General features: G+C 69.9%; 35 protein-coding genes. 5 read left to right on the plus strand and 30 right to left on the minus strand.

Annotated features, from left to right (window positions below):
• Positions 1 to 274: 274 nt before the first annotated feature.
• Positions 275 to 1,864 (minus strand): hypothetical protein, encoded by a 1,590-nt coding sequence (locus DV20_RS05590; RefSeq protein WP_051735811.1) that lies wholly within the window; start codon positions 1,862 to 1,864, stop codon positions 275 to 277.
• Between the two features lie 467 nt (positions 1,865 to 2,331).
• On the opposite strand from DV20_RS05590, the gene DV20_RS44710 reads away from it, so the two are divergent.
• Entirely contained in the window at positions 2,332 to 2,862 is a 531-nt protein-coding gene (locus tag DV20_RS44710; protein WP_152603632.1) for a hypothetical protein, read from the plus strand.
• A 9-nt stretch (positions 2,863 to 2,871) separates the two neighbouring features.
• Here DV20_RS44710 and DV20_RS05595 read toward each other — a convergent pair whose 3' ends face one another.
• The 28 genes from DV20_RS05595 to DV20_RS05725 form a co-directional block, all read right to left on the minus strand.
• Complete coding sequence (locus tag DV20_RS05595) at positions 2,872 to 4,467, minus strand: DNA cytosine methyltransferase (protein ID WP_043776906.1); 1,596 nt, start codon at positions 4,465 to 4,467, stop codon at positions 2,872 to 2,874.
• The gene (locus DV20_RS05600) at positions 4,464 to 4,970 is read right to left on the minus strand and encodes an ATP-binding protein (RefSeq protein ID WP_043776908.1); all 507 of its coding nucleotides are present in this window, start codon (positions 4,968 to 4,970) and stop codon (positions 4,464 to 4,466) included. Before DV20_RS05600 ends, DV20_RS05595 begins: the two co-directional genes overlap by 4 nt.
• The gene (locus tag DV20_RS05605; RefSeq protein WP_043776909.1) at positions 4,967 to 5,332 is read right to left on the minus strand and encodes a hypothetical protein; all 366 of its coding nucleotides are present in this window, start codon (positions 5,330 to 5,332) and stop codon (positions 4,967 to 4,969) included. Before DV20_RS05605 ends, DV20_RS05600 begins: the two co-directional genes overlap by 4 nt.
• A gap of 105 nt (positions 5,333 to 5,437) precedes the next feature.
• Entirely contained in the window at positions 5,438 to 5,725 is a 288-nt protein-coding gene (locus DV20_RS05610; RefSeq protein WP_152603633.1) for a hypothetical protein, read from the minus strand.
• A gap of 91 nt (positions 5,726 to 5,816) precedes the next feature.
• Entirely contained in the window at positions 5,817 to 6,020 is a 204-nt protein-coding gene (locus DV20_RS05615; RefSeq protein WP_043776911.1) for a hypothetical protein, read from the minus strand.
• Positions 6,021 to 6,117: 97 nt separating this feature from the next.
• Positions 6,118 to 6,405 (minus strand): hypothetical protein, encoded by a 288-nt coding sequence (locus DV20_RS05620; RefSeq protein ID WP_043776913.1) that lies wholly within the window; start codon positions 6,403 to 6,405, stop codon positions 6,118 to 6,120.
• A gap of 18 nt (positions 6,406 to 6,423) precedes the next feature.
• Positions 6,424 to 7,215 (minus strand): hypothetical protein, encoded by a 792-nt coding sequence (locus DV20_RS05625; protein ID WP_043776914.1) that lies wholly within the window; start codon positions 7,213 to 7,215, stop codon positions 6,424 to 6,426.
• 20 nt (positions 7,216 to 7,235) lie between these two features.
• On the minus strand, positions 7,236 to 8,174 hold the full coding sequence (locus tag DV20_RS05630) for a bifunctional DNA primase/polymerase (protein WP_043776915.1): 939 nt from the start codon (positions 8,172 to 8,174) through the stop codon (positions 7,236 to 7,238).
• Positions 8,171 to 8,470: a hypothetical protein gene (locus DV20_RS05635; protein WP_043776917.1), complete on the minus strand. Its 300-nt coding sequence runs from the start codon at positions 8,468 to 8,470 to the stop codon at positions 8,171 to 8,173. The genes DV20_RS05630 and DV20_RS05635 overlap by 4 nt, the downstream gene beginning before the upstream one ends.
• 20 nt (positions 8,471 to 8,490) lie before the next feature.
• Positions 8,491 to 9,051 carry a hypothetical protein gene (locus DV20_RS05640; protein WP_160169700.1) on the minus strand — a complete coding sequence of 187 codons (561 nt, stop codon included), beginning with the start codon at positions 9,049 to 9,051 and terminating at the stop codon, positions 8,491 to 8,493.
• A gap of 207 nt (positions 9,052 to 9,258) precedes the next feature.
• Positions 9,259 to 9,708 carry a hypothetical protein gene (locus DV20_RS05645; RefSeq protein WP_152603634.1) on the minus strand — a complete coding sequence of 150 codons (450 nt, stop codon included), beginning with the start codon at positions 9,706 to 9,708 and terminating at the stop codon, positions 9,259 to 9,261.
• Positions 9,705 to 10,085 carry a hypothetical protein gene (locus DV20_RS05650; protein ID WP_043776922.1) on the minus strand — a complete coding sequence of 127 codons (381 nt, stop codon included), beginning with the start codon at positions 10,083 to 10,085 and terminating at the stop codon, positions 9,705 to 9,707. Before DV20_RS05650 ends, DV20_RS05645 begins: the two co-directional genes overlap by 4 nt.
• A gap of 141 nt (positions 10,086 to 10,226) precedes the next feature.
• Positions 10,227 to 10,712, minus strand: coding sequence for a hypothetical protein (locus tag DV20_RS05655; protein ID WP_043776924.1), 486 nt, complete (start codon positions 10,710 to 10,712; stop codon positions 10,227 to 10,229).
• A gap of 240 nt (positions 10,713 to 10,952) precedes the next feature.
• On the minus strand, positions 10,953 to 13,199 hold the full coding sequence (locus DV20_RS05660) for an FtsK/SpoIIIE domain-containing protein (RefSeq protein WP_051735799.1): 2,247 nt from the start codon (positions 13,197 to 13,199) through the stop codon (positions 10,953 to 10,955).
• Between the two features lie 114 nt (positions 13,200 to 13,313).
• On the minus strand, positions 13,314 to 14,627 hold the full coding sequence (locus tag DV20_RS05665) for a hypothetical protein (protein WP_043776925.1): 1,314 nt from the start codon (positions 14,625 to 14,627) through the stop codon (positions 13,314 to 13,316).
• Positions 14,624 to 14,944: a hypothetical protein gene (locus tag DV20_RS05670; protein WP_043776927.1), complete on the minus strand. Its 321-nt coding sequence runs from the start codon at positions 14,942 to 14,944 to the stop codon at positions 14,624 to 14,626. Before DV20_RS05670 ends, DV20_RS05665 begins: the two co-directional genes overlap by 4 nt.
• Before the next feature lie 2 nt (positions 14,945 to 14,946).
• The gene (locus DV20_RS05675; protein WP_043776929.1) at positions 14,947 to 15,297 is read right to left on the minus strand and encodes a hypothetical protein; all 351 of its coding nucleotides are present in this window, start codon (positions 15,295 to 15,297) and stop codon (positions 14,947 to 14,949) included.
• Positions 15,290 to 15,658 carry a hypothetical protein gene (locus tag DV20_RS05680; RefSeq protein ID WP_063607773.1) on the minus strand — a complete coding sequence of 123 codons (369 nt, stop codon included), beginning with the start codon at positions 15,656 to 15,658 and terminating at the stop codon, positions 15,290 to 15,292. The genes DV20_RS05675 and DV20_RS05680 overlap by 8 nt, the downstream gene beginning before the upstream one ends.
• Positions 15,655 to 15,840, minus strand: coding sequence for a hypothetical protein (locus DV20_RS05685; protein WP_043776930.1), 186 nt, complete (start codon positions 15,838 to 15,840; stop codon positions 15,655 to 15,657). The genes DV20_RS05680 and DV20_RS05685 overlap by 4 nt, the downstream gene beginning before the upstream one ends.
• Before the next feature lie 2 nt (positions 15,841 to 15,842).
• Positions 15,843 to 16,244, minus strand: a complete 402-nt coding sequence (locus DV20_RS05690; RefSeq protein WP_043776932.1) for a hypothetical protein — start codon at positions 16,242 to 16,244, stop codon at positions 15,843 to 15,845.
• 10 nt (positions 16,245 to 16,254) lie between these two features.
• On the minus strand, positions 16,255 to 16,512 hold the full coding sequence (locus DV20_RS05695; RefSeq protein ID WP_043776933.1) for a hypothetical protein: 258 nt from the start codon (positions 16,510 to 16,512) through the stop codon (positions 16,255 to 16,257).
• A 142-nt stretch (positions 16,513 to 16,654) separates the two neighbouring features.
• Positions 16,655 to 17,266 (minus strand): hypothetical protein, encoded by a 612-nt coding sequence (locus DV20_RS05700; RefSeq protein ID WP_043776935.1) that lies wholly within the window; start codon positions 17,264 to 17,266, stop codon positions 16,655 to 16,657.
• Between the two features lie 58 nt (positions 17,267 to 17,324).
• Positions 17,325 to 17,720 carry an SsgA family sporulation/cell division regulator gene (locus DV20_RS05705; RefSeq protein WP_043777235.1) on the minus strand — a complete coding sequence of 132 codons (396 nt, stop codon included), beginning with the start codon at positions 17,718 to 17,720 and terminating at the stop codon, positions 17,325 to 17,327.
• Positions 17,717 to 17,854 (minus strand): hypothetical protein, encoded by a 138-nt coding sequence (locus tag DV20_RS45750; RefSeq protein WP_167344362.1) that lies wholly within the window; start codon positions 17,852 to 17,854, stop codon positions 17,717 to 17,719. Before DV20_RS45750 ends, DV20_RS05705 begins: the two co-directional genes overlap by 4 nt.
• Before the next feature lie 37 nt (positions 17,855 to 17,891).
• Positions 17,892 to 18,575 carry a hypothetical protein gene (locus DV20_RS05710; protein WP_043776936.1) on the minus strand — a complete coding sequence of 228 codons (684 nt, stop codon included), beginning with the start codon at positions 18,573 to 18,575 and terminating at the stop codon, positions 17,892 to 17,894.
• 84 nt (positions 18,576 to 18,659) lie between these two features.
• Positions 18,660 to 18,869, minus strand: coding sequence for a hypothetical protein (locus DV20_RS05715; RefSeq protein ID WP_043776938.1), 210 nt, complete (start codon positions 18,867 to 18,869; stop codon positions 18,660 to 18,662).
• Position 18,870: 1 nt separating this feature from the next.
• The gene (locus tag DV20_RS05720; protein WP_043776940.1) at positions 18,871 to 19,107 is read right to left on the minus strand and encodes a hypothetical protein; all 237 of its coding nucleotides are present in this window, start codon (positions 19,105 to 19,107) and stop codon (positions 18,871 to 18,873) included.
• A 1-nt stretch (position 19,108) separates the two neighbouring features.
• Entirely contained in the window at positions 19,109 to 19,327 is a 219-nt protein-coding gene (locus tag DV20_RS05725) for a hypothetical protein (protein ID WP_235190713.1), read from the minus strand.
• Positions 19,328 to 19,494: 167 nt separating this feature from the next.
• On the opposite strand from DV20_RS05725, the gene DV20_RS05730 reads away from it, so the two are divergent.
• The 4 genes from DV20_RS05730 to DV20_RS05750 all read left to right on the plus strand — a co-directional run bounded on the left by DV20_RS05730 (position 19,495) and on the right by DV20_RS05750 (position 23,510).
• Complete coding sequence (locus tag DV20_RS05730) at positions 19,495 to 19,845, plus strand: GntR family transcriptional regulator (RefSeq protein WP_043776943.1); 351 nt, start codon at positions 19,495 to 19,497, stop codon at positions 19,843 to 19,845.
• A 206-nt stretch (positions 19,846 to 20,051) separates the two neighbouring features.
• The gene (locus DV20_RS05735) at positions 20,052 to 21,281 is read left to right on the plus strand and encodes a helix-turn-helix domain-containing protein (protein ID WP_200876357.1); all 1,230 of its coding nucleotides are present in this window, start codon (positions 20,052 to 20,054) and stop codon (positions 21,279 to 21,281) included.
• Positions 21,282 to 21,286: 5 nt separating this feature from the next.
• A complete protein-coding gene (locus tag DV20_RS05740; RefSeq protein WP_043776944.1) occupies positions 21,287 to 21,760 on the plus strand; it encodes an NUDIX domain-containing protein in 474 nt (157 codons plus the stop codon).
• Between the two features lie 934 nt (positions 21,761 to 22,694).
• The gene (locus DV20_RS05750) at positions 22,695 to 23,510 is read left to right on the plus strand and encodes a hypothetical protein (protein WP_043776946.1); all 816 of its coding nucleotides are present in this window, start codon (positions 22,695 to 22,697) and stop codon (positions 23,508 to 23,510) included.
• A gap of 312 nt (positions 23,511 to 23,822) precedes the next feature.
• Here DV20_RS05750 and DV20_RS05755 read toward each other — a convergent pair whose 3' ends face one another.
• Positions 23,823 to 24,071 (minus strand): hypothetical protein, encoded by a 249-nt coding sequence (locus tag DV20_RS05755; RefSeq protein WP_043776948.1) that lies wholly within the window; start codon positions 24,069 to 24,071, stop codon positions 23,823 to 23,825.
• Between the last annotated feature and the right edge of the window lie 795 nt (positions 24,072 to 24,866).

The raw sequence follows: 24,866 nt of genomic DNA on the forward strand, positions 1-24,866 counted from the left end.
GAGGGGGCTCAGGCGTGGGAGGCCGGAACCAAACACCGCAACACCGCAAACACCGCGAAGTGGCCGCTGACCTGGGGATCTTCTTGCGGTGTTTGAGGGTGATGGCCGGATGGCCAAATACCGCAAACACCGCAAGTTGCGGTGTTTGCGGTATCTCGAGTCTCCCGGCCCGAGGTCAAACACCGCAGACACCGCGATGCTGTCTTCCCTGCTCAGAGCCACTTTCGAGGCCTAGCTGCGGTGTTTGCGGTATTTGCGGTGTTTGATTCGGGGGTCAGCTCGAATCGGTGCCGCGCTCGACCGTGTAGAGCTTCATTTTGGTGTGCGGGTCGACTTCGCTGCGTAACACCAGGTCGCCGCGCCAGCGGTCTTTTTGCCCTGCCAGCCTCTTTCCCAGCGACTTCGGGGTCAGGGGCTTGCCTGCGGCGGTGGTCGGGAACGTCCCCTTCCACCGGTCCGGTGCGCCGTACTCGGGTTCGGCGTCCGAGCGCAGCTGCTGCGCGGTCACCGGCTCACCGCCGTAGAGGTCGCGCCAGGTGGCCAGGAACGCGTACCACTCCGCGTGGTCCTCATCCAGGCCCCGGCCGGCGTCGGCGTTGCCGAGGAAGTCGCCGACGCCGTGGTGGGCCAGGAACCCACCGAGGTACTGGGCCCAGCGGGTGAATTGCCGCATCTGCGGGACGTTGCTGGCGGTCGGCGCGCCGTTGGCCGTCCAGTCCAGCACCAGCGTGAGGACGTGGCGCAGCACGGTCGCCCGGTTGACCGGGTCGAGGATCCAGGAATCCAGGTTGGGGATTGTGAACCCGGTGCGGGCTTCCGGGCGCGGGCAGTTCGGATCGAGGCGCACCCACACCGTTCGGGAGGCCATGTCCCCGCCGGTGCGTAGGTTGTTGCCGGTGGCCAGCCACAGCCGATCGTTGGTGAAGTTGCTCGACACGTTCGTGCCCAGCCGCCGATCGGACCACGTCCGTTCGGTGACCAGCCGCGCCAGCACCGCGGAGTTGACCATCTCGCCCTCGGTGAGGTTGTCGAACACCACCACCCCCACCGAGTCCGATAGCACGGTGGTGATCGACTTGCGCAGTTCCTCCTCCGAGTCGGTCCAGGTGAGGACCCGCTGCCCGACCAGCAACCCGACGCACCCGGCGAGGATCGTCTTTCCGGAGCCGGGCATGGACGCCTCGATCATCCCGAACGGGGACAGCGCGTTGGTGAACGGCCGGATCAGCGGCGTCACCAGCAACGCCAGGTAGTTCGCCCGGTCGGCCGCCGACCGCCATGGGAAGTCCCGCAGGAACCGTTCCAGCAGGAATTCCCGCCCGGCCTCGACCTGGTCCGGGCTCGGCCGGTCCGGGATCGGGTCGAGGTGGCCGTTGGCGGTCAGGTAGAAACCGGTGGCCGGGTCGTAGCCCGGGGTTTGCAGCAGCGTCCCGTCCGGGCGCAGCACCGGGGTGGAGATGATCCGGCGCAGCACCGGCAGGCCGGGCCAGGACCGGCCGGCCAGCACCGCACTCAGCACGCTGGCGGGCGGGGAAACTTCCACGTCGTAGGTGTCTCCTTTCTCGTTGACCTTGCTCTGGATCACGTCGGTGTGGGTGGCCAGCAAGTTCGCCAGCAGCGCGGGCTTCAGCACCGACGCCGCCACCGGCAGCGCCACGTCGTCGTCTCCGGCGGTGGGGTCGGCCGCGCCGGAAACCTGTTCCACGACCACGGGCGCGCCCTCGGAGACGTAGGTGTCGGGGATGATCCGGCCGTCCACCGCGGCGGTCAGGACTCGGATGGTTTCCGGCGCGGCCCCGGTCCGCAGCCGTGGCCGGCCACCAGGCCCGACCGACCACAGGCGTTGCGAATTCGTGCTGGCCATGGCGTTCCCTCCGTCGTGCGGGTAGTGCATGCCGCCCTTACGCGGCGGGTTCCAGCGCTTCGCCGGTAATCGCCTCAATCACGGCCGAGCCGAGCACTTCGGCCATCGCGGGCGAGACCGCGTTGGCGAGATCTCGACAAGTCCGGAACCGTCTCGATGGCGGGCGCGAACTAAGGTGCCGAACCGCGCTTAGCGACGTAAGCGCAGCACGGATCGCACGCCTAGTTCATCATCGACGGTTAGGCACGTAGACTCATCGTCATAGTTCTACAGACTTGAAAGGAAAAGCATTGCCCATACATAAGACGAGTTCGACTGTGATTTGCGAACGACTGCCTCCGGTCAGAATGTGGCTCGAAGACCTGGAAGAGGTAGTCTTTTGGGTGGAGAGGATAACTTCAGAAAGCGCCCCTTTAGTCGAGATCGAATCAAAGGGCTCCAGGTATACCGTCGACAAAATTCAGGAGTTGGCCACCTTCAAGGATTCAAAGATCGACGCGATCTCCATCATGCATAGCGATCGCGTGATCGAGGTTCGATTCAGTGACCATAGTAATTTTGTGAAATACCGAGATGATCAGGCTGAGGCGAAGGCTAACGCAACGCAGATCAAGGTCATCTCCGCGCAGCACAAGAGGCTGCCTATCGCTAATTTTTTCTACGGGACTACGCCTCGACGCTTTGCTACCGCAGCGGCGCTCCTCGTCACGAGCGCTGCAATTTTTACCCGCTCGGCAATTGTCAATGGATCGTTATTTGGAGATATTCACAGTCACACTGTGGGTGAAAATCTTGCCATGGTAGCAATCGGCTTGATATGCACTGGAATCTACGTCTCCTTCTTGTTCGGAGGGCGCCCTTGGGAGTCTCGCCTTTTCACGAGAACCAAGGCTGACTTGCCTTCGTTTTGGCGACGTAAGCGGGATGACCTACTTATAGGTGCAGTATCGTTGATTGTCGGCGGAATAATCGGATACTGGGTTAACACATTTTCGTAGATGCCGCGCTCAGGCGGCGGTTTCCAGCGGTTCGCCGGTGATTGCCTCGATGACGGCTGAGCCGAGGACCTCGGCCATAGCAGGCGGGACGGCGTTGCCCCAGCCGCGGACCTGCTTGCGCTTGGACTTCGCGACCTTCGGCGGCACCTTGTAGCCGCGCGGGAACCCCATTCCTGCGGCGATTTCGTGCGGGTCGAGCATCCGGAACGTGCACGACTCGATCGGCGGGGTACCGCCGATGAGCGCGTAGCGGTCTCGGGTGGTCAACGTGCCAATCGGGTCCTCGACGTGGTGGGTGGCGCCGTTGCCGTAGTAGGACATCAGCAACGCCAGCTCGGCCCCGCTGGTCGGCGGCCCGACCAAGCCGTGGTGGTTGCCCCCGGCCGACACCGTCGGGATCGGCCCGTCGACCGGGTAGGCCATCTGTGCGGAGCCGCCGTTGCGCTGGATCGAGATGAACGGCGGCACCACCACTGCGGTCTCCCGACGGCAGGTCTGCGTGCGCATCGGTTCGAGGATCGTGCTGGCGGTATCGACCCCGGCCCGCGCCGCGCACGAGACCAGCAGTGGCGGGCACACCAGCCCGTCGGTCTCCCGGGTGGTGCGTGTCGGCAGCGGCTCGCCAACGCTGGTGGCATGCTGGCGCCAGGTCCCGCCGGCCGGGGTGAGCAGCGCCCCGACGTGGCGGCGCAGCCCGGCCTCGATCCGGTCCATGGTGTTCTTGGTGAGCGGGTCCGGCCGGCCGCGGTCGTCGACCCGTTCCCCGATCCGCTGGCCGGGGTCGAGCGACCAGTCGATGATCGTGGACGCCGGGAGCACGGCGGGTTCGACGATCTGGTGACGGCACGCTCGGTGCGGGCAGCGGTAGACGTACTGGCCGTGGCGGATGCCGTAGACGCCCATGGTGTTGCGCGGGTTCTTGAACCCCTGCACCGCCGACACCACCTGGTCGCAGACCGGGCAATACGCCCGGGGGCGCAGCCACTTGTCCCAGTCCGGATCCCGGCCCAGGCTCACGTGCCAGTAGGCGAGGAAGAACCGGTTGCGGCTCTGCGCCACCTTCCCGAGCGTGGGCCCGGTGACGTGCATGGCGTTGAGCGCGATCACGCGGCTGCGGTAGCCCTCGGCCTCGATCTCACCGCGCCAGCGGCCGAACTCGGCCCACTTCACGACCTGGACCACGTTCTCCACCACGCCCCCGAGCACAGGTTTGCCCCGCCGGTTCATCGCCTGCAGGTAGCGCGGGATCTCCTCCATGAGCGCCCGCGCCCGCGCGGTCTCCGGGTTGAGCGCCCGCGGCCCGGTCACCGGGTCGAAGAGCACCCCTTGCGTGCTCTGGTCGAAGTCCCGCTTCTGCCCGCGTGCGTCGGTCCACGGCGGGCACGAGGGGCTGGCCCAGAAGAAGTCGACGCGCGGGAAGCGGCCGATGTCGGTCTTGGCGATGTCACCCTCAAGGTGGTCCATTTCGGGGAAGTTGAGCGCGTGGGTGGCGATCGCGTCCGGGTTGTGGTTGCACCCGAGGACACCTTGGGTGCCGGGCACGGCCAGCACGCCGGTGGTGTCCCCGCCGAACCCGGCGAACTCGTGCAACGTGGTGACGGTCATCGGCCAGCCTCCTGCTCAGTGGGCGTGGTGTCGACTTCGGTCACGGCGCGGAATCCCTCGACCAGCAGCGTGAGCGGGTGGATCGCGTGGACGCGGTGCCAGAACTCGCGGACGACCGGCTCGGGCACCGGGCGGACGCGGGCGGCGTTGCGGGCCAGCGCCACGGCCAGCGGGGCACGCACGATCACCGCGACCGGCACGGCGGCGTGCTGGCGGGCGAGGGTGAGCCAGGTGCCGCGTTCGGCCGCGGTGGTGGCGGTGGCGTCGATGGTGACCTCGCGCCCGCCGGCCAGCAGTGCACCCGCGATGGCGCGGACCATCCGGACGGCGGCCGGGGTAGCGGCCTGGTCGTGCTCGTGGCGGCCGAGCACGGCGCGTTCGCGGTCCAGCGACAGCCGGGCCCCGAACCTCCCCTCTGCCAGCTTCCGGGCGCAGTAGGTGCTCTTCCCGCAGCCGGGCGCGCCGACCATCACCCGCAGCACCGGCGCCTGCGGGCCGCTCATGCGGCCGCCCGGCCGGTGCGGCGTTCGATCGCTTCGGCCCAGCACGCCGCGGTGGCGGCAACTTGGATCAGCTCCTCGGCCAGCGCCGCCGGGTCGGCTTCGGCGAAGCCTTCGTAGACCTCTTCGCGCAGGATGTGCAGCCAGGTGAGGCGGCCTTCGGCGCGGGCCATCTCGGTGGTGAACCGGGCGGTGTGGGCGGCGTCGGCGGCGCGGCGACTCAGGCCGGCGACCTCGACGTCGGGGCCGGTGCCGTCGGGGTGGTTCTGTTCGCCCCACAGCGCGTCTTGGCGGACGCGTTCGGCGGCGATCTTGACCAGGACGGCAACGGTGTGCGGCGAGACGATCGGGTGGGTGGTGGTCATGGCGTTGGCTCGCTTTCGGAGACGGGCACAGGAAGGGCCGGGCACGCGTGGTGCCCGGCCCTTCAGGTGTCCGATGTGGTCAGTGGTTGTCGGTGTGCGGTGACGTCACGGCCGGGTTTTGGCCCGGCCGCGGGTGTGTCGCTTGCTCCAGTGGATGCCCGCCCCGATGACGCTGGAAAGCGCCCCGGCCGTCGCCAGCGTCGGCCCGATGCTGTGCAGGATCGCCAGGGCGATGATCGTGACGGTGCCGAGGATGGCGACCAGCGCGAGCAGCAGCGGCCAGGGTGGGATCGGGTTGGGCAGCAGCGCCAGCAACCGGGTTGCCGGGCCTTCGGCCGGGGGGTGCGGGGGTTCGGAGGTGGGCGGCGTGCCTGCGGTCGTGGTCTTCTGCACCTGCAGCACCTTGGCTGTCCTGCGCTCGCGACACCAAAGCCCGGTGAGGTGATCTGCTGCCTCCGATCGGGTGGACCCGTCGGGTTGGGTGTTAGCTTCCGCCCCATTTCGTGCCGTGCTGGCGCTCCCAGGCGGCCTTGCGGCCCTCCAGCTCCGCGTTGAGGACTTGCCGCCGCTGTCCGTCGCTGAGCTGGCTGAGCACGCCAGAGCGGTGCTCGGGCTTCATGCGGGACAGCATCAGGTGCGTGACGGCTTCCCCGATGGCCTCGTCCTCGGTCTTCTTCTTGCCGAACATGGGTGCTCCCTCACAGGTGGTGGGCGTGAGCGGGCTGGGCATGCGTGGTGCCCGGCCCGGGGTGGGTTCTGAGTGGTCGGTGCGGGGTGGTGGTAGCTCAGGCGGCCTGGCCGCCGGTGGTGTCGTAGAGCGACCAGCAGTCCTCGCAGTCGCACAGCCGGCCGAATCCGTCGGCGGTGCCGGGTTCGAGTACGGCGGGGTCGGGCAGCGCGGTGGCGAAGGGACTTGCGGCGGCCCAGGTCGGGATGAGCTCGGGTGCGGCCGGTGCGGAGTCCGGGCAGGGGCAGCCGGACATCGTGCACGGGCGGGTGTCGTCCTTGGTCGGGTGCGTGGCGTGGACATGGTCGAGGTGGGTGCAGGTGCAGCGGTGCACGATGGCGGCCATCGAGGGGTTCCTCCGGTCTCAGTGGTAGCGGCGGGTGCACTCGGGACAGGTCCAGTGCCCGCCGGGGTGGGCGTGCCAGCCGTCTTCGACGGCCAAGACGGCCAGTTCGGCGCGGGTGCCCAGCGCGGGCCCTTCGCCTTCGTCGCACCAGTCGATGAGCCAGCTGGTGTCGGTGCAGGCGATCGAGGCGCAGCGCAGCGCCCATCCCGGCGAGACGGTGTCGCGGTAGATCACCGCGTCCGGCTGCAATGCGCCGCCCGGCGCGGTGCAGGCCGTTTCGGCGTAGTCGGCGGCGTCGTCCCAGGTGAGGTAGCGCGCGACGGCGACGCGGCTGTGGTGGCGGATGCGCCACAGCGGTGGCCAGTCCACCCACGACGTCCGTGCGGGCAGCAGCGGGCGATGCTCCCTGCAGGCGTCCCAGACCGCGTAGTTGAGCGCGGCGTAGGCCGCTTCCAGTTCCGCATCGGCGTGCAATGCCTCGACCGGGCGGTCCCAGTCCAAGCCCGTGCGGCGCAGCCATTCGACCGCTTCGACGGTGTGCAGGTAGCTGGCCGGCGGGCTGACCCTCAGGCCGGTGGCGGCGTGGGTGAGACACCACTCGCCGGTGAAGCGCAGCGGTTCCCCGTGCGCGAGCGGTGTCAGCAGCACCCCGGGGACCGCGGTGGTTTCGCCGACTGCGGGTGCGAGCCCGTTGTGGCAGGAGACGGTCAGCGCGCGCAGCGCGCACGCGCTGGCCGGAATCGGGGTGCGCGGGCGAGCGGCGTAGCGGCGGGCGTTGCGCGCGCGGGATTCGGCCGTGGTGGCGGGCATGGCGGTTTGTCCTTTCGGGTTCAGGCGGCGGTGCGGCGGGTGCCGGATCGGGGGGTGATCCGGCGGGGGTTGTCGATCCCGGCCGCCAGTGAGGTGTCGATGACGCCGTCGTCCTTGACGGCGGACTCCGGCGTGATCCACGACGCGACCGCGGCCCGCAGCTCGGTACGGGCGTAGTGCTCGTCCAGCAGCCCGGCGCCGACCAGCTGGCCGAGGGCGTAGGCGGCGGTGGAGAGGACCCGGTTGCGGGTCCCCGGCCGGGCCGATGCGACGCGGTCGCACTCGGCCCGTACCGCCTTGGCCGCGTACGCGCTCGGCGCGCCCACGGCGGTCTGGTCGCGCCCGGAGACGGCCGTGGTGCCGCGTTCGACGTTGGCCTGGACCAGCCAGCCGGGCAACGGCACCGGGTCGGTGTCGTCGAACAGTTCGTAGGCACCATCCGGCCGGACGCTGCCGGGAGCCATCGCGTAGCCGCCCCGGCCGCGGGTGTCGATGTGCGGGGCGATCGTCTTGACCGTGCAGCCCAGCCAGCACCCGGGCGGGACGGTGAACCACAGCTGGCGGCCGCCGCTGGGGGTGGTGGTCGTCCAGGTGTCCGGAAGCGGCCCGCCCCGGCGGGCGGCCAGCTCGACCAGCTCGGCCCACCCGTCCGGCCCGGCGGGCTCGCCGGGCTTGGGCACGTCGCAGTCGACGACGTGCAACCCGGATTTGCCCGCGTAGACCGCGACGTTGTACGGCGCGGCGGCCCACACCCGGGAGATCACCTCGGGGTCGGTGGTGGCCAGGTGCTCGGGGAAGACGTGCCCGGCCGCGCACGGGCCGCGGCCGGGGCAGGTGTCCTGGCGGTGCCAGGCGGGCGGGAACTTGCGCCCGGGCTGGATCGGGAACACCGCCCACCCTCTGCCAGCCATCTCCAGCGCGACCCGTTCCAGGGCAGCACGGTGCGCATCACCGCTCATGCGCCGATCTCCTTTCGCCAGTCGGGCCGGGGATCCCAGGCCGCGACGTCGTGCAGGTGCACCCCGAACGCCCGCGCCAGCGCGTCGGCGACCTGGTCCACCTCGGACACCGGCCGCTCGGCCGCGCGCAGGGCTGCTGCGAGGGCGGGCAGGGTGGCCGAGGCGTAGAACTCGCGGCCGTTCCAGGCCGCCGCGATCACCCGCCCGGCCTGGCGGGCCGGGCGGGCGCCAATCGCTTGGGTGTCGGTCAGCCACGCGGTGACCTCGGCCGCGTCGTAGTTCGTCGTGTCCGCCACGCCGGTTCACCCCCGGCAGGTCAGCGGGTGTATTCGAGGGGCTGGCGCAGCACGTATGTGCGGTTGTTGTCCAGGTCGGCGACGATCAGCCGCATCTGCCCGAACGAGAAGGCGACGCCGGCCAGCGCCTCCAGGTCTGTCGTCGGAACCCGGATCAGGGCTGCGGGTTCGTCATGGGTGCGCACCGAACCGGCGAGACGGCGAGCAGAGAACAGCCAGCCGGTGTGCAGCTGATACGTGGTGACGTGATGCAGCGCTAGGCGCTCGTGCACGTCCCGCACGCTGTACTCGGTGGCGTCACGGAAGTAGCCCTCTCGCAACCCCATCAGCACTATCACCCCCGCCGCCGCGAGGTCCCGACCGGCGGACGGGCCCGTTGCGGGGCCGAAGCCCATGCCGTAGGTCCAGCCGTGGGTGTCGGCCAGCTCGCGGGCGAAGGCGACGCAGTCGGCGGTGGTCGGTGTGCCGTGGGTGATGCTGGGATCTCGGGCGAGGATCACCTCGTTGACGCCGTCGCGGTCGTCGGCGACCAGCGCCGACACCGGAACCTGGTCGGTGCAGGCGTCGGCGAGCGCGGACACCACCGACTCCTGCGACGTGCCGAATCGCGGGCGCAGGGCAGCGAACCACACGCCCGGCGCGGACGCGACTTCGGTGTACATATGGGGATTCATCGGGGCGTCCTTTCGGGACAGGGGACTTCAGCAGAGATTGAGCACGGCGGTGATGGCGGTGCGCTTGCGCGGTGATTCGTCTTGGCCGCCACGGCACGGCCCCGTTCGGAGCGGTCAGGTCCGGGTGCGGTTTTCGTGTTGGGCGAGGGCGGCCAGCAGACTGGGGATGTCCTGCTGCTCGATCCGGTTGCGGATCAGCTCGGCCGCTGCGGGGTCGGTGGTTTCGTCGAAGTTGCCGATGAGCAGCAGCAGGGCCCCGCTCGGGGTCAGGCCGCGCAGGATGAGTCGCTGGACGGTGTCGACGTCGTGGTACTTCCCGGCGATGGCGTCGAGGACGTCGAGGAAGTCCAGCCAGCGCAGCATGCGCCGGGCGACGTCGGGACCGGCGGGCAATTCGGCGGTGACCACCCCGTCGGGGAACCCGGCCGCCGGGGTGGCGTAGACCTCGACCGGGCCCAGCCCGGCCTGCTCCAGCATGGCGGCGATGGCGTCGAAATCCTCCTGTGCAGCCAGGGTCGGGTTGCCGCGATTGGGTCCCTGGGGCGGGTCGGCGGGGGTGCTCACGCGGCCACCCCCGTCGCGGTCAGGGCGCGGGTGGCGTCACGGGCAGCGCGGGCGCGGGCCTGGTCGGCGGCGCGCCAGATCACCACGGGGAATGTGCCGTCCTCGGTGGGCGTGGCGGGCCGGATCAGCGGGTCGCCGGGCCGGGCGGGGTGGGTGTAGGCGAACCAGCGCAGCCGGAAGGTCTGCGCGTCCGCGCGATCCGGGGCCGGCAGGTCCCGGCCCGGTGCGGCGGCGCGGATCATCTCCGCGGCCTGTGCGGGGCGGGTGACGCCAACGGCGAAGATCGCGCCGGTGGGGTCGGTGAGCACGGTCGGGTGGTGCACGCGCAGGCACGCGTAGGCGTCGGTGTCGGACAGGTCGGGAGCGGGCAGGAACATCGGAGAGTCCTTTCCGGACGGAAGAGGGCGTGCTGGTGTCGCCGGGCCGCGCAGGGCAACAGGCGCCGGCCGCGCGGCCCGCCGAAGAACATCGGCGGCAGCGCCGGACCCCGCCGGGGTGCCAGCCCGGCGGGCAAGGGGCTAGTTGAAGCGGCTGCCCGGGAGCTGGCCGGTGCGGACCAGTTCCCGGGTGTAGCGCTCGATCCGGGACCAGTTGGCGCGCACCAGCTTCTGCGCGGCCCGCTCGTACCAGCCGCCGCTGTGGGAGCCGTGGCGCTTCATCCGGCGGAACTCGGCCCAGTCTTTCCGGGCCCCTGCCCGGGACCAGGAAAGCGCAGCGGAGCGGGACATGCCGTGATGGCGGTGCGCCCATTCCGCGCCCGCGGCCCAGCCGGCGAGCGTCATCACCAAGGCGCCGTCAACCTCGGCCGGGTCGTCGAGGTCGACGTCGGCGTGGGAGACCTGACCGGAGCCGCCCGAGAGCCGCACGTGCCGCACCTCGATCCGGGCGGCGGCGCAGCCGATCGCGTGCCCCACCTCGTGCGCGGCGAGCGCCAGGTCGGCCTCCTGCTCCTGCCGTCGACGTTCGGCCTTCTGCTCCGGCGTGGTCGAGCTGAACAAGCCCATGACAACCTCCAAAAGTAACTCACGGTGACGATCGGTGGGTGCGGTGAACGACGGGATCGGAAGGGAACGGGCGAGGGAATCCGAGGTCGGGAAGGGAAAATTCCCTGCCGGGCGGCTTTACGGCACTCCCTATAGCTGATCAGCGCGGATGCGGTCGAAGGGAGCGAGGGAAGCGAGGGAATCCGCCCGGCTCACCCCCGGCCGGCGGCGGGGGTCGGCGAGCGCGGGCGGATTCCCTCCCTAGGCGTCGGCGTCGCGGTCGGCGAGCGCCTTTCGGACACGCTCCGTGAACACGGTGAGGACACCGACCTTGGTGACCTTGACCCCCAGCTCCCCGAGCTGGGAGGCCAGCTTGTCGGCGTTGAGGCCCTGGTAGGGCCGGTAGCTGGGGGCGAGCTGGCGCAGCCGGGCCACCACGTCGGTGGCCTTGGCCTTCTCGTCGTCGCCGAGGACGTCGGCGACGTCTTCCAGCAGGTCACGGGCGGTTTCCAGCGCCTGCGCCGGGCGGGCGCCGGCCACCGGCGTGCCGGGCTTGAGCTGGGCCATGGCGCGGGCGATGACGTCGGCGGCGGCGTCCCAGCCGCGGTCGTCGTCGACCTCGACGAAGAACGTCCGCACGATCTCGAACAGCTCATCGGTCATGCCGGTGGCGACCATGGTTCCGCGGTCGACGTTGAACCGCAGCTCCGTCGCCCGGATCCCCGCGGCGAACGACCCGTCCCCGAGGAAGCCGTCGTTGGAGCGCCACGTCTTGACCGCGAAACAGCCGTTGGCGCCGACGTTCTCCACCAGCTGCGACGGGATCGCGTCCGCCCGCGAGGACTGGGTGTCATAGACGGTGGACACGCCGGTTTTGCGGCCGCGCTTGACGATGTTGACCGCCAGCTCGGCGGCCTGCTTGCCGAACTCGCCGTGGCCGAACAGCTCGTGGCACTCGGAGAAGGCGACCAGCAGCGGGCGCATGTCCTCGTGCTGCTGTGCGATCGCCCGGGTCAGCTTCTTGGCCCCGAGTTCAGCCAGCCGCCCCTCCCGGCGTCCGACTTCGGCATACAGGGATTCGAGGTGGTCCAGGGCGGACTCGACGTGCTCGGTGGTGGCTCCCTTCTCGTAGCGGGAGAGGCGGGGTTCGTAGGCGTCGAAGTCGCCGTTCATGGCGAACACGTGGACCCGGATTTCGGCCAGCGGGTCCAGCGCCACCCCCAGGACCATGACCCGGACGGCGTTGGACTTTCCCTGGCCAGGCTGGCCGCCGAACACCGCGTTGGACCCGGCGATCGGGATGGACACCACGTCGCCGCGCTGGGTGATCCCGATCGGGACTCCGGCAAAGACGTCGGTGGACCCTTCGTGCAGCAGCGGGTAGGGCGGGGTCGGCTTGTCCATCACGCCGGAGTCCGCGACGTAGAGGTTCAGGTACCCGGCCTTGCCGCCCTTCTCGCGTCCATAGTCCGAGGCCCACACCTCCACCGGATTCCGGTTGAGGTTCTTGGCCAGCACCTCGCGGCGGTCGGCGACCATCGTCGGCGCGACCCCCATCGGAAGGTCCACGATCGCCCGGTACCCCTTGAACGGCGCCGTGCCCTCCCGGGTCGGGTTCAGCTCGAACCGGGGAGTCCACCCCTCCTTGATCGCCTTGTTCATCGCCGGGATGCCGAGGTGGCGCAGCGCGGCGATGATCCCGTCGGCGGTGAGGAGCGTGGACGCGTCCATCCCGCCGCCGTCGGCGCGGGCCAGCCAGCCCGGGGTGGTCTCGGCGCGCCGGCCGATGTGGTGCAGCGCCGCCAGGCCGATCCACGGCGCGGCGAGCAGGAACGGACCCCACGCCACCGAGATCGCGATCGTGACCCAGCGGACCACGTCGATCACGGCACCGAACGGGGCACCGATCATGGCGACGTCGGAGAACGAGAGGGCCAGCAGGCAGCCGATCCCGAACAGGACCACGATCGCGACCAGCACGCTCAGCAGCAGCGTCTTCGCGATCTGGACCGGGGCGTCCAGCCAGTCCATCGCGCGGCGGTGCCGTTTCTCCTTGGCCAGCTCGGCCCGCTCCTCCCAGTGCTTGAGTTCCTCGGCATCGCCGCGGGCTTCCGCGGCACGGATCAGCCGCTCGTAGCGGGAGTTGGTCTTGGCCTCCCACACCCGTTTGGCCACGATCCCGGCGCCGCCGAAGACGTAGGCGGCGTGGCGGCCGGCGAACTTCGCCGTCGCCACGGTCTTGTCGTGGGTGACCGCGGTGCGGGTGGCCTTGACCACCAGGGCGCCCTGGCGGCGGTACTCGGCATACCGCCACGCCCGCTGTGCCTGCTGGTCGGTGTAGAGGCGCCACTCCTCCTCGGAGACGATCTCGCCCTCGATCGCGGGGCCGCCCTCGGGGCGGCCGGGCAGGTGGTGGACGGTGGCCAGCTCCCCGGCCGGCCCCACGGCGGGTGTCTGCGGCGTGGTGTCGGTGATGGTCTTGTCGTCGTGGTCGTCGGTCGGGTTCATCGCTGGTGCCTTCCTGCCGTGGTGGTGCGCAGACCCGGGGCAGGCCGCAGCCACCGCCCGGCAAGCGGGGTTGCGGTGGTTGCGGCCTTGCCCGGTGGTGGTGGGGGTGAGGGGTCAGCCGATACGGCCGTCGCGGTAGTCGTCGCGCAGCTGGCGCGAGAACGCCTTGCCGCACTGGAGGGTGCGGCGGATGGCTTCGCCGTTGTCCGGGTCGAACCCGGCCGGCCGTTCGGCCAAGGCCTTCTTGAACTCCTCGCGCAGCTGGTCGAGGCTGCGCTTCGGCGCGGTGACCCGGGCTCGCACCGTCCGCCGTCGCGGGGCGGTGGTGGCGCGGCGGGCCGGGACCTCCCGGTCCCGCCGGGGTGGGGTGGGCTGGTCCGGGCGGGTGTCGTCCTGCTCAGCGACCGGCGGCGTGACCGGCGGTCGCTTACCGTCGAGGGTGGCGACCCCGCCGGGTCCCTCCCCCTCGCCCGGCGGGGTCGTCTCCTGCTCGGGGACGTCGCTCAGCCGCCGGAAGTGCAGCCCGGCCAGGTAGGCGGCGGCCTCATCGGCCACCGTGTCGCTGATCTCGCCCTCGGGCGCGGGGTCGACCGGCAGACCGGACACCGCCGCCGGGCGCAGCTTCCCGCGGCGCAGTTTCCCGCGGTGCAGCGTGAACCGGCCCGGCTGGAACACCAGCCGGGCGGTGCCGTCGGGGTCGATCTCGGCCACCGCGTGCGCGATCGCCGCCCGCCGCGCGGCGTCCACCCGGGCCGCGGCGACCTTGCGGGTGGCCAGCTCGGCGCGGGCCTCGGCCAGTTCCTGCCGGGCCAGCTTGCGGGCGGCCCGCTCGGCCGGCGACCGGCGCGGCGCCGCCGACACCAGCTGGTGCGCCGCCACCCCGGCGATCGAGACCAGGCCCATCACGAACCCGAGGTCCCAGCCGCCGCCCTCGGGGGTGGTGGCGCCGCGGATGACGGCGATGGCGAAGCCGACCGCGGCGAACACCCACGTCCCCAGCTGCAGCGCCCACACCGGCCGGTCCGGGGTCCGGACCCGCGAGACGTGCACGGCGATGGAGAAGGCGACCATGCCCCACTCCGACAGCACCGGCAGCAGCCCGCCGGTGTGCCCGAGCTTCGCCGCACCCCACTGCGCCGCCGTCGGCACCGCAATGGCGGCCGAGACGATCATCAGCGGGTAAATCAGCAGATCCACCACATGCGCACCCGCCCACGCCCGCATCGCCGCCACCCGAGCGGCGCGGCGGGCACGCAGGGCGTCCCGCTCGGCCTGCGCGTCGGCCTTGTCCCGGCGGGACTCGGCCAGCTGCATTTGCGTCAGCTTCAGCTGCTGGTCCAGCCGCTGCTGCCGGTCGGCGCGGTCCTGCTCGGCCTTCAAGGCGCGGTCGGCGCGGGCCTGCTCGGCCCGGTCGCTGTACCAGCTCATCGGGTCACCTCCTTGCGCGGCCCGGACTCGGCCGGGGACGGCTTACCGCCGTCGTCGGCGGCGGTGCCGGTGGTCAGGGCGGGTCGAGCCGGGCGGGTGGCCACCGCGACCTGGCGGGCAGTTCGGGTGGTGCGGCGCAGCCGGATCTCGTTGGCCGCCCACACCGCCGCCCACGCCAGGGAAATCAGGTCCAGCCACGGCGTGAGCAGCGCCCCGCCGATCAACGGCAGGCCCACGCCGGCCAGCTCGGCCGCGTGCGCACTGGTCCACGCCACCGCCGCTTCCTGCCGCGTGCGGCAGCGAGTGTCTCCTGCCATGCTCACCACCCCTCTTCGTGGTCGATGCCGTGCTCGCGTGCCAGTTCCCGGGCCTCGCCGGCCAGCCGGTCGCGCAGATCCAGGGCAGCGCGGATGAGGAACACCACGTGCCACAGCGCCCGCAGCCCCAGCACGATCGCCAGCACCACCGAGCCGACGGTGAGCCAGGCGACGGTGCCGGAGAGCGCGACCACGGCGAAGAAGGCGGTGCCCAGCAGCAGCCCGGGCAGCATTTCGGCGCTGTCGGTGATCAGCGCGGACCTGTGGCCCGGTCCGATGACGACGCCGGGCCGCCCGGCCCGGGCCTTCAGGTCGAGGATGTCTTCGTCGAAGTGGTTGCCGAAGTCACGCATGTGCTGCCTCCCAAGGCATCCGCGGTCCCGGCGGGCCGTGGCCAGCCGGGGTGGTGGTGTGCTCGAAGTGGTGCGGGTCGTAGTCGTGGCCGTTGTGGGCGTCGAAGTAGTGGTTGACCCGCCGCGTGGGCGGGGTCAGCACCGCGGCGGTGGTGTAGCGGTCCGCCCGCGCCATCGCCCCGGTCAGCAGCCGCACCACCAGCACCAGCGCGGCACGGAACAGGTGCAGCGCCAGCCACACCGCCATCGCGGCGAAGACCTTGACCAGCACCCAGGTTCCGTTGCGCTCGACCAGGCGGCGCAACAGCAGCACCGTGGCCGCGGTGTCGTCGTGCCCGCCACCGTGCGGGGCGGGGGTCACTGCTGCGCTCCGTCGTCCGACAGGGCGGCCAAGGCGTCGAGGATCTCCTTCGCGCGCCCGGTGGTGACGCGGTGGCCGTCCTGGTCGATCGGGCCGCGGTAGCCGGACTCGCGCAGGTCGAAGAAGCGGGTATCGGCGGCGGTCTCGGGCTTGCCGTCGAAACGGCGGGATGTGGCGGGCATGGTCAGCACTCCTCGGTGGTTGGGTCGATGTCCTCGGCCGGGTGGAGGTCGGCGGAAATCACGACCGGGCGGCCGAGCCGGCCGGTGCGGCCGGGGATGTCCCCGGTCGCAGTCAGGTGCACGGTGCCGTGGCTGCCACGGGCGGTGCGTCGGGTCGACAGGCCGAGGAAGTCGGCCCATTCGACGTAGATTTCGGCCACTTTGTCGGCGGCGTAGCCGAGGGTGGGCACCGTGCCGTGCAGCTGGCCGGTGGGGCCGAGGGTCCAGTGCAGCGGTGCCAGCCGGGCTTGGGCGGCCCGGCCGAGGACGGTGGCCAGCGCGGCGTGGGCCTGGATCTGCCATCGACGGCGGTCGCTGTCGGTGACCCGATCGAACAACCTCGATCCGATGTCGTCGTCGCTCATATCGGCCGGCTCAGCCGTCGTTCATGTGGTGGCGGGCCAGGTCCAGCAGGTCAATCTGCGCCTGGGTCCAGAGCCTGATCAGTGACTCGTATGCGGAGTGGGACTGCTGCAGGGCGGCGACCACCCTTTGGCCCCCGGGGGTCGAGCCGACCAGCTGGTGAACCCGGTCGGAGTAGGCGTCCATTTCCTGTCCTGCGGCCTGCAGCGCACCCAACGGGATCGCGTGGGCAAGGGCGACGATTTGCTCAGCGTTTGCGTGAATGCTCATGAGATGTCCTTGTGGGGTGGGTGGATGTAGGCGTGCTCGGTTCCGGTGGTGGGTGCCACGGGACCGGAGAATCGGCGCCAGTGATGTGGTGGTCCACGGCAGGAGCTTCCGCGCACCCGGGGGCAGAGATACCGCGGTGTGCTTACTGCGTGCCCGGCAGCGGACGGTTGCCGCCGATCGCGGTGACCCGCAGCCCGGCCGCGACGTCGGCCACCAGCTCGACCGCCCGCGGCGGGAAACCACGGGTGCGCAGGTGCTGGGCCAGGGTGTCGAGGACACCGGCGCGGCCCATCGGGTTCGGGTCGGTGACGTAGTAGGCCATCGCCTGCGCGAGGTACGGCTCGGTGTCGGTTTCGAATCCGCCGGGCCGGTAGGGGTGACCGGCGGCGATGGCCTCTTCGGCGTGGGCGATCATCGCGGCCAACTCGCCGGTCAGCTGGTGAGCGGTGACGCCCGTCTGCCACCGCTCGGGGTGCTGGGGGTGAACCGCGGGGAACACGCCGGCCAGGTAGGTTTCCTCGGCCGCGTAGAGGAACAGCAGCCGCATCCGGTCATCGGGACAGACAGCCTGGGGCAGCAGCTGCCGCGCCAGCCGCACCACCCGCTGGCTGGCCTCGTGGTAGGCGGTGCCGGCCATCTGCTTGGCCAGCGCCACCGTCATCGTGGCCGCGGGCGGCGGGTAGAACGGCTCATCGTCGGCGGCGGCCTGCGGCGCGGGGGCCGGGACCGTCGCGGGGATGGTGGCAAGGGACATGACGAAGCCTCCAAGCAGGACAACGGAAATGCGGAGAACGGGACGACTGCCGGGAGATTCAGGCAGCGGCCGGGCCGGTGTCGGCCAGGCGTGCCCATTCGGCTGGCCAGTCAACGGCGGCGGCCTCGCATCCGGCGGGCACCAGGGCGTAGGAGGCCTCCAGCAGCGAGGCGACGGTGTCGCGGGCTACCGGCAGCCGCGCCGCGCCCGACGGCGAGCGCAGCAGCACGTTCAGCACGCGCGGGTTGCCGCCGGTATCGGGCATGACCTGCACGTCGCCGTCACCGGCAGGCTCGGCCAGACCGGCGCGCAGCAGCTCGCGGGCGAAAATCCACCGCTGCCCGTCCAGGTGCAGCGTGACCGCCCACGGGTCGGCGGTGCTGTACTCCCAGAATCCCTCGACTGTGCCCCGGCCGAGCAGCCACACCGAGCAGGGAAACCGCACCTGCGTCATGACCATCCCCCTTCGTCCGGGGTACGGGTGCCGAACTTGGCGACCTTCCGTGCGGCTTCCCGCTGCTGGCGCTGGATTTCCTCCTGCTGGCGCTGCAGCTCGCTGTGCCAGGCGCCGGAGTCGTTCTCGGCCATGACGGGTCTTCCTTCCTCGATGTGGGGTGGTGGGTGGTCAGGCGGCGCGGGCGGTGGTGGTGTCGAGCAGGGCGGTGAGGTAGGCGACGAACGACCGCTGGGCGCACGGGTGGACGTGCTCGGTCTGCGGGTCCCGCAGGCTGGTGCGCAGCCACAGCGTCAGCCGCGCCACCGACCAGCCCTGTGCGCGGCGCTTGGCGACCGCGGACAGCAGCGCCTCGAGGAACTCCGGCCGCACCCGGGGCACCCGCACCGCGGCCTGCGCCACGACCGGCGACAACGGGGCGGTGTTGGACAGCGGCGGCCGGCTGGTCCGCGGCGCCGCCGCCGTGGCGGCCTCCCGCTCATCGGCGGCCAACAGCCGCAGCTGCGCGGCGACGTCGCAGTACACCCCGGCACGGCGGTGCATCACCGCATCCGCCGTGCGGCGGGTCAGGAGACGGGCGTTGGCGGCCAGCAGCCCGGCCAGCGCCTCGAACCGCCGCGCCACCGCCACCGCGGTGTCCTCGGCCGCCGGAACCAGCACCAGCGGGTTGCCCGCGGCCGGGACCTGCTCGGCCAGCAGCCGCAGCTGCGCCGCGACGTCGCCGTACACGGCCACCCGGACCTCGGTCACGACCTGCGGCAGCCCAGCGGCGGCCAGCACGGCGGCGTTGCGGCTCAGGGTGTCGGCCAGGGCGGTGAACCGGGCCGCAACCGGGGCGATCAGCGTGCGAGACATCGGGGGGTCCTTTCGGTGCGGGCCGGGTGCAGGCATGGCGCTGCCCCGAGACGAATGCGGAAAGTCGCGAGAAATCGCGGAAAATCAGCTGTTGGTGATGATGGTGGCGATGGCCCCGCAGATGGTGGCCGCGTTCATGGTCGTGATGTCCCCGGCCGAGTACTCCGGGCTGGGCGCGTGGGCCCGGGTGGCTGCCTCGCGTTGCTGGCGGCGGTGCCGGGCTGCTGTGCCCCGCTCCAGCGCCGCGCTGCTGGCTGCCCACTCCTCCCGCAGCTGCTGCCAACGGCGGCGCATCTCAGGCCGCCAGAGCCGAAGAGCCGGTTTCGGCCTCCTCGTAGGCAGCGGCGAGGGCGGCCCGGAACACCCGAGCCAAGCGCATGGCGCTCAGGCCGTGCGGACCGGTGAACTCCCCGCGCATCGTGTGGTAGGCGACGTCCAGCCAGTGCTCCCGGTCCTCACGGATGGCATCCGCAGACGGCATCGTGGCCAGCAGCCAGCTGAACGAGGCCGGGACGAATAGACGGTCAGCCACCTCAGGCCACCTCCCCCACCGTCCGCGGGGCCGCGACCGGCAGGGACACCACCGGGGCGATCGGGGCGTCCAGCTCGGCCAGCGCCTCGTCGATCTCCGCGATCTCCGCGTATAAGGCGATCAGGTCGGCGACACCGTCGAAATCCCCGGTCAGGGCGCTGTCACCGGCCAGGCCGGTGGTGTCGGCGAAGTAGTCGAAGTCCAGGTCGACCGCGTCCATCTCGGACTGGCGGCGACTCGGTCGTGCGTTCCTCATCGAAGCGAACCCTTTCGTCATTGCACTTAATGCGACACCAGAGACGTTAGACAACATAGCAACATAGTCAAGTGTTCTCGTCTTTCGTCACCTAGATGGACTAGTTGGCTAGGTGGAGTACCCTGGCTGATATGGACAAACTCGATCCGGCTGACTCGCGAGCGCCCTACCTGCAAGTGGCAAGTCGACTTAGGGAGGCGCTCCGTGGAGAGAGCTATCGGCAGGGCGACAAGCTCCCCCCACACCAGGCGATCGCCGAGGAGTTCGGCGTGTCGGTAGGAACGGTCAAGCGCGCATACGCGCTCTTGCAGGACGAACAGCTGATCGTCACGCGGCAAGGGCAAGGAACCTTCGTGCGCGCGTCCGGCGCTGCGGTGCCAGCGGCGGAGACTTCTCCCGGTGGGGCGTCGAGCGTCGTTAACCTCGCAGACCTTGAGAGGCGACTCTTGGCGGTCGAGCGCAAGCTTGGGCTTGCGCACTGACGCCGTTCCGGCGGGTAGTCGCATGCACTGCCGATGGCCAGAACTGCTGACGGTGCCACATGGTCGGGCTCGGGCGGGCTGGTGTCGCTGGCGGTTCATGGAAGTAGCTTCAGCCCGGTTAAGTGCATGAACCCGGAAAGTTCTTCCGGGGCCAACCCGGAAGAACTTTCCGGGTTGCTGGCGCAGTTGCGCGAGAGGGTGGGGACATGCGAGCAATTAGCGAGAACCTGACCATCGGAGAGCGCGTCGCGTGGTACCGGCGTCGTCGCGGCATGTCGCAAGAGGCCCTTGCCGGGCTGGTCGGCCGCACGAGCGACTGGCTGGGCAAGGCGGAGAACAACCGGATCGAGCTGGACCGCTTATCCGTGATCCGCAGCCTTGCGGACGCGCTGGACGTCGCCCTCGGTGACCTCATCGGTGAGCCGACCTTGCTCGACTGGACCGCGGACAGTGGCACGGCGACGGTGCCAGCGCTCCGGGCCGTGCTCATGGACTACCGCCAACTCACGCCGATCTTGAGCGCCCCGGCGTTGGACGCGGAACCGCCGACGCTCGACGAACTCGCCCGCGAGCTGCGCTCGGTGTTCGACGCCTACCAGGGATCGCGCTTTGGATACGCCGCCGGCAGGGCACCGCTTCTGCTCACGGACGCACTCCTCGCGGCACGCCAGTACGACGGGGACGACCGCCTGCGTGCTCACGAGTTGCTGGCCTTGAGCTACCAGGCCGCTGCGTCGGTGCTCACGAAGATCGGCGAGGCTGACCTCGCGTGGATGGCGGCCGAGCGCGGCCTGGCGGCGGCGCAGCAATCGGAGAACTACGCCATCACCGGATCGCTGTTCCGGTCAGTAGCTTTCGCACTGTTGTCGACCGGTCGCCACGAACCGGCAATGTCGCTGACAGAGGCGGCCGCCACTTACCTGCAGCCGCACTTGAACGACGGCGACGGCGACGTTATTTCGTCCTACGGAACGCTGCTTCTGGCCGGGTCAATGGCGGCTGCACGCGCTGAGGACAGAGCAACCACGCGCGGGTACCTGGCCGAGGCTGATGAGGCGGCCCGGCGCCTCGGTGTCGACGGCAACCATCTCTGGACGGCATTCGGGCCCACGAACGTGGCAATCCACCGGGTGAACACCGCCATGGAGCTGGGCGACGTGCAGGTTGCGCTCGATATCGGCTCGGAACTGGACACAGCGGCGCTCCCTGTCGAGCGACGAGTGCGCCACATGCTGGACGTTGCCCGCGCGTTCCACGTCTCCGGCCGTCACGATGCCGCGGTCGCTACGGTGCTGAACGCCGAGCGGATGGCACCCGACCAGGTCAGGCACCATTATTTGAGTCGGCAGCTCGTCATCACGTGGGTCCGCAACACCCACGGGAAGCCGGGCTTCGAGCTCCACCAGCTCGCCAAGCGGATGCACGTCGTAGGCTGACCAACGTGACGGACGACCCGACGGACAAGTTCGCAACGCCCCGGATCGCCGCCGGGGCGTTGTTCGTAAACGACGACCGCGTTCTGCTGGTCCGGAAGACGTACGGGAACCGCTGGGACATCCCCGGTGGGTACGTCGACCAGGGCGAGTCTCCGGCAGCGGCTTGCTCGCGGGAGCTACGCGAGGAGGTTGGTCTAGCTCGGTCGGCCCAGCGGCTGCTGGTGCACGACTGGGCGCCCAACGACTCGGAAGGCGACAAGATCCTCTACGTCTTCGGATGCGGGGATCTCGGCAGTGACGAGGACGCCGTCGTTCTAGACGGTGTCGAACTCGATCACTGGGAGTGGGTCCCAGTCGACAACCTGGACGAGTATCTGATCCCACGTCTCGCCCGACGACTGAAGCACGCGTACCAGGCCCACGTCACTGACACGACTCTCTACCTTGAGCACGGCGAGCCAGTTCTAGGAGAAGGCTAAAGCTGCTTGGTCGGCAAGGAACGCCGGGGCGGAGAGGTGTCAACCATCCGGCCACGCACCACCCGATGATCCGGCGCCTCTACCCGGCGGTCGCCGGCTCGCTCCCAGGCGCCCGGACCGACGCACCCACCAAGGGCAGCGTTGCCAACGGAGGCGGTCACGGTCCTCAACTGCATCTAGGCCGTCACGCTTGGTGGTGTCAGGCCCATCCAACGCGGCCCGGCCGGCACCCTCGCCGTGGACGCCTGCGCCCTCGACTTCGGCGGCCTCGCCAGTACTGCCGGCCCCGATCCCGGCCCGCAGATTGGCCGCCTGACCCTCACGCAGCAGTACCAGGAGGGCCACCGAATCACGACATACCAGCCATGCTGATCTGCGAAAACCTCCGTAACTGCTCGGTGCCTGATCGCGATGTAGATTGAGATGCCGCTGACAATGGGGAGGGCTGACTGACTTGGGTGGCTACGCCGTTGGGGCGCTCTCGCCTACCGCTATCAGCACGCTCCTGTCCAAGCTTGGCCGAGCTCGTGCGCAGGGGCAGCTGTCCTGGTCCTCGTTGAAGCCTCACACGCAGCAGGGATTGATCCACGTGCGCACGGCCGTTGAGGACTGCCCCGATGGGATGCTGCGCGCGTACTTCGTGCTTGCGCGTCCCGATCGCTTCCACGTGCAGTACCTCGTCAACCGGGTTCCAGTCCGGCGACTGGACGTCAATGACAACCATAAGGGTCTACCTCCGGACACCACCCACAAGCACACGTACGTGCCCCAGACCGGCGCCGAGGGCGCCTATGTACCGGACGACATCCCGCCGGTACCGTTGGGACCTACCGTCGCGGCGGGCACATACAGACGCGTGTTCGAGGCGTTCGCTTCGGAGTGCTTCATCGAGTTGCCAGAGGGATACTGGACGGAGCCAGGGAGGTGAGCGCGAATGGATGATTCGAAGATCAAAACTAGCGTATTGTCGCAGGTCAACGACTTGCTAGAGATACGCGAGTACGGACACGGGTACCTGCTGACGCTCCCCTTGGCGTTCTACGACGATGACTTGATCACTCTTTTCGTGGAACCCTATGAGGGAGGGGTTCGCGTCTCTGATCAAGGTACGACCGCGATGCGACTGCACATGGCTGATCTCGACTTGGAAACGCCTCGCGTTGTCGAGGCTTGGACTCGGTCGATCGCCAGCCTTGGCGGCCAGGCGCTGACTGCAGAAGACGGCATGGTGGGCGGCTGGGGCGACGTGTCGAACGTCGGCCAGCTCGTGCTCAACGTGGCTGAGGCCACCCTTCGGGTGGATCAACTCCGTTGGCTGGCGAACGAGAAGCGGCCGGTCCAGTTTCGGGATCGCGTCGTGCGGACCATTGGTTCTGTTGCTCCGAGGCCCGAGTACGTGACGCCCAACGCACCTCTTCCCCAGACATCGGGCCGCACCCGCCAGGTCACTGCTGCTGTCGGCCCCGACACGGACAACCGGATCTACGTGCAAGCTATGTCCGCCAGCAGTCGCGATCAGGCAGCCGAGCACTGCTACTACGTGTTCAGCCACACGGACGTGCCCCGTGAACGAGTGCTCGCTGTCGCCGCCGGTAGACGAGACAGCTGGCCGGCCGCAGTGCTAAACGAGCTAGACGACGTGACCGACGTGGCGTTCTACGGCGAGGGAACCGACTTTCAGGACCAGCTCGCAAGCAGAATCGCCCAGCTCCGTGGGCCAGCTGGGCACAGGCGGGCGCGCAAGGCATGACGGTGGGGTGCCGCCCTAGTCGCACCTCCGTTGTGAAGTAGAGGCGTAACGCTGCACTCGACTGCTGGCCGGAGTGGCACACGTCGAACAGGTGTTCTATGGTGCTGGAGTCGGTGCCTGGACGGGGAAGGTCCGGGCACCGACGCAACAGCTCGGAGTGCGCGATGAACAACCCGCCTGATTTGACGGATGCCACCACCTACGCCGTGGCCAGCCAGCCGAACGCCGTCGACCGCTGGCACGTTCAACCCGACATGACGGTCATCTACGAACGTCGACCCGGCGAGTACGAAGAGGCCCGCGTCCTGACCGCTAGCACGCTCCGGGGCAGCCCGTGTGGATCGAGGTGTCACCCGGCGGCAGCCAGCCCTGAGGAGCCACGGGACGCAGTTCGAGATCTCGGAACTCGCGTCCGGTTGCGGGGGCGAAGTGCACCCCGGTCGGGGTGAAGTCGACCCCCACCCCGCTGACTCCCATGCTGACCAGGCATACCGCGACGAGGATGCCCGTCCCGCCGATGACTCGCCAGAACGTCGGCGGGTCCGCGGCGAAGAGCTGCACCGACTCGATCAGCCCGGATGTAGGCCGCCTCTCGGGAAGCGGCCGCCTGTCGCTCGCGGGGGACAGATGAGCGCCCTGGGGTGGCTGAGCCGACCTCTGTCGTCGTAGCCTCATGAGGTACTCCTTCTTAGGGGTGCATCGTCAGAAGAAGCAGGTCAGGTCCTGTTTCGGGTCCTGGACGGGCGACGGATTGGTACTCCGGCGCCCGCGGGCGGCCCCTACGTGGGGTCGCCCGACCTGCGTCTTCCTCATCGACACTAGGGTCGCCCCGGCGGCCAGGGGAGCCCCGCGCGACAACCGCGCGACAACCGGTGGTTACGCGGCGATGAATGCGCGGGAAGCCCTACGGCGGGGCCGATCGGGTTCACTATCCGCGCTGGTGGCGGCGCAATTTCGAGGTCCTGTCCAAATCGCATGCAGAACTACCTCAGCGGGGACCCCGTGAGCTTGGCAAGACCAAGGGATGGAGGCCGCGGTACGAGGCGGCATGCCTCGGCAGGGCAGTCCGACTCTCGAATCCGGCGATTCACCCTACTTTGCGCCGAGCGGGCGAGCGGTCGCCGCTCGCGAGGCGGACATGCGGAGCGCCGCGAGCCGACGTCACGCAGCGTTGCGCTCCCGAAGGGCGAGCTTGGGGACTCTTGCCGGGCCGGACGGTCTCAACGCAGGTCTCAACCGCCACCGTTCGCTGCGGTACGTAGGAAACGCCAGAACGTGCTGAACTGCGACGATGAGACTTGCGGACGACAGTGAACTGACAACCCAAGACCTGAAAAGCGGACGGTTGACAGGCCG

This window comes from Amycolatopsis rifamycinica (genome assembly GCF_000695625.1).
GTDB classification, from domain to species: Bacteria; Actinomycetota; Actinomycetes; order Mycobacteriales; family Pseudonocardiaceae; genus Amycolatopsis; species Amycolatopsis rifamycinica.

Excerpts from the sequence above, each read along its gene's own strand:
- DV20_RS05590 (WP_051735811.1), bottom strand. The coding sequence starts at position 1,864 with ATGGCCAGCACGAATTCGCAACGCCTGTGGTCGGTCGGGCCTGGTGGC.
- DV20_RS05595 (WP_043776906.1), bottom strand. The coding sequence starts at position 4,467 with ATGACCGTCACCACGTTGCACGAGTTCGCCGGGTTCGGCGGGGACACC.
- DV20_RS05600 (WP_043776908.1), bottom strand. The coding sequence starts at position 4,970 with ATGAGCGGCCCGCAGGCGCCGGTGCTGCGGGTGATGGTCGGCGCGCCC.
- DV20_RS05605 (WP_043776909.1), bottom strand. The coding sequence starts at position 5,332 with ATGACCACCACCCACCCGATCGTCTCGCCGCACACCGTTGCCGTCCTG.
- DV20_RS05615 (WP_043776911.1), bottom strand. The coding sequence starts at position 6,020 with ATGTTCGGCAAGAAGAAGACCGAGGACGAGGCCATCGGGGAAGCCGTC.
- DV20_RS05620 (WP_043776913.1), bottom strand. The coding sequence starts at position 6,405 with ATGGCCGCCATCGTGCACCGCTGCACCTGCACCCACCTCGACCATGTC.
- DV20_RS05625 (WP_043776914.1), bottom strand. The coding sequence starts at position 7,215 with ATGCCCGCCACCACGGCCGAATCCCGCGCGCGCAACGCCCGCCGCTAC.
- DV20_RS05630 (WP_043776915.1), bottom strand. The coding sequence starts at position 8,174 with ATGAGCGGTGATGCGCACCGTGCTGCCCTGGAACGGGTCGCGCTGGAG.
- DV20_RS05650 (WP_043776922.1), bottom strand. The coding sequence starts at position 10,085 with ATGTTCCTGCCCGCTCCCGACCTGTCCGACACCGACGCCTACGCGTGC.
- DV20_RS05655 (WP_043776924.1), bottom strand. The coding sequence starts at position 10,712 with ATGGGCTTGTTCAGCTCGACCACGCCGGAGCAGAAGGCCGAACGTCGA.
- DV20_RS05660 (WP_051735799.1), bottom strand. The coding sequence starts at position 13,199 with ATGAACCCGACCGACGACCACGACGACAAGACCATCACCGACACCACG.
- DV20_RS05665 (WP_043776925.1), bottom strand. The coding sequence starts at position 14,627 with ATGAGCTGGTACAGCGACCGGGCCGAGCAGGCCCGCGCCGACCGCGCC.
- DV20_RS05670 (WP_043776927.1), bottom strand. The coding sequence starts at position 14,944 with ATGGCAGGAGACACTCGCTGCCGCACGCGGCAGGAAGCGGCGGTGGCG.
- DV20_RS05675 (WP_043776929.1), bottom strand. The coding sequence starts at position 15,297 with ATGCGTGACTTCGGCAACCACTTCGACGAAGACATCCTCGACCTGAAG.
- DV20_RS05685 (WP_043776930.1), bottom strand. The coding sequence starts at position 15,840 with ATGCCCGCCACATCCCGCCGTTTCGACGGCAAGCCCGAGACCGCCGCC.
- DV20_RS05690 (WP_043776932.1), bottom strand. The coding sequence starts at position 16,244 with ATGAGCGACGACGACATCGGATCGAGGTTGTTCGATCGGGTCACCGAC.
- DV20_RS05695 (WP_043776933.1), bottom strand. The coding sequence starts at position 16,512 with ATGAGCATTCACGCAAACGCTGAGCAAATCGTCGCCCTTGCCCACGCG.
- DV20_RS05700 (WP_043776935.1), bottom strand. The coding sequence starts at position 17,266 with ATGTCCCTTGCCACCATCCCCGCGACGGTCCCGGCCCCCGCGCCGCAG.
- DV20_RS05705 (WP_043777235.1), bottom strand. The coding sequence starts at position 17,720 with ATGACGCAGGTGCGGTTTCCCTGCTCGGTGTGGCTGCTCGGCCGGGGC.
- DV20_RS45750 (WP_167344362.1), bottom strand. The coding sequence starts at position 17,854 with ATGGCCGAGAACGACTCCGGCGCCTGGCACAGCGAGCTGCAGCGCCAG.
- DV20_RS05710 (WP_043776936.1), bottom strand. The coding sequence starts at position 18,575 with ATGTCTCGCACGCTGATCGCCCCGGTTGCGGCCCGGTTCACCGCCCTG.
- DV20_RS05715 (WP_043776938.1), bottom strand. The coding sequence starts at position 18,869 with ATGCGCCGCCGTTGGCAGCAGCTGCGGGAGGAGTGGGCAGCCAGCAGC.
- DV20_RS05725 (WP_235190713.1), bottom strand. The coding sequence starts at position 19,327 with ATGGACGCGGTCGACCTGGACTTCGACTACTTCGCCGACACCACCGGC.
- DV20_RS05730 (WP_043776943.1), top strand. The coding sequence starts at position 19,495 with ATGGACAAACTCGATCCGGCTGACTCGCGAGCGCCCTACCTGCAAGTG.
- DV20_RS05735 (WP_200876357.1), top strand. The coding sequence starts at position 20,052 with ATGCGAGCAATTAGCGAGAACCTGACCATCGGAGAGCGCGTCGCGTGG.
- DV20_RS05750 (WP_043776946.1), top strand. The coding sequence starts at position 22,695 with ATGGATGATTCGAAGATCAAAACTAGCGTATTGTCGCAGGTCAACGAC.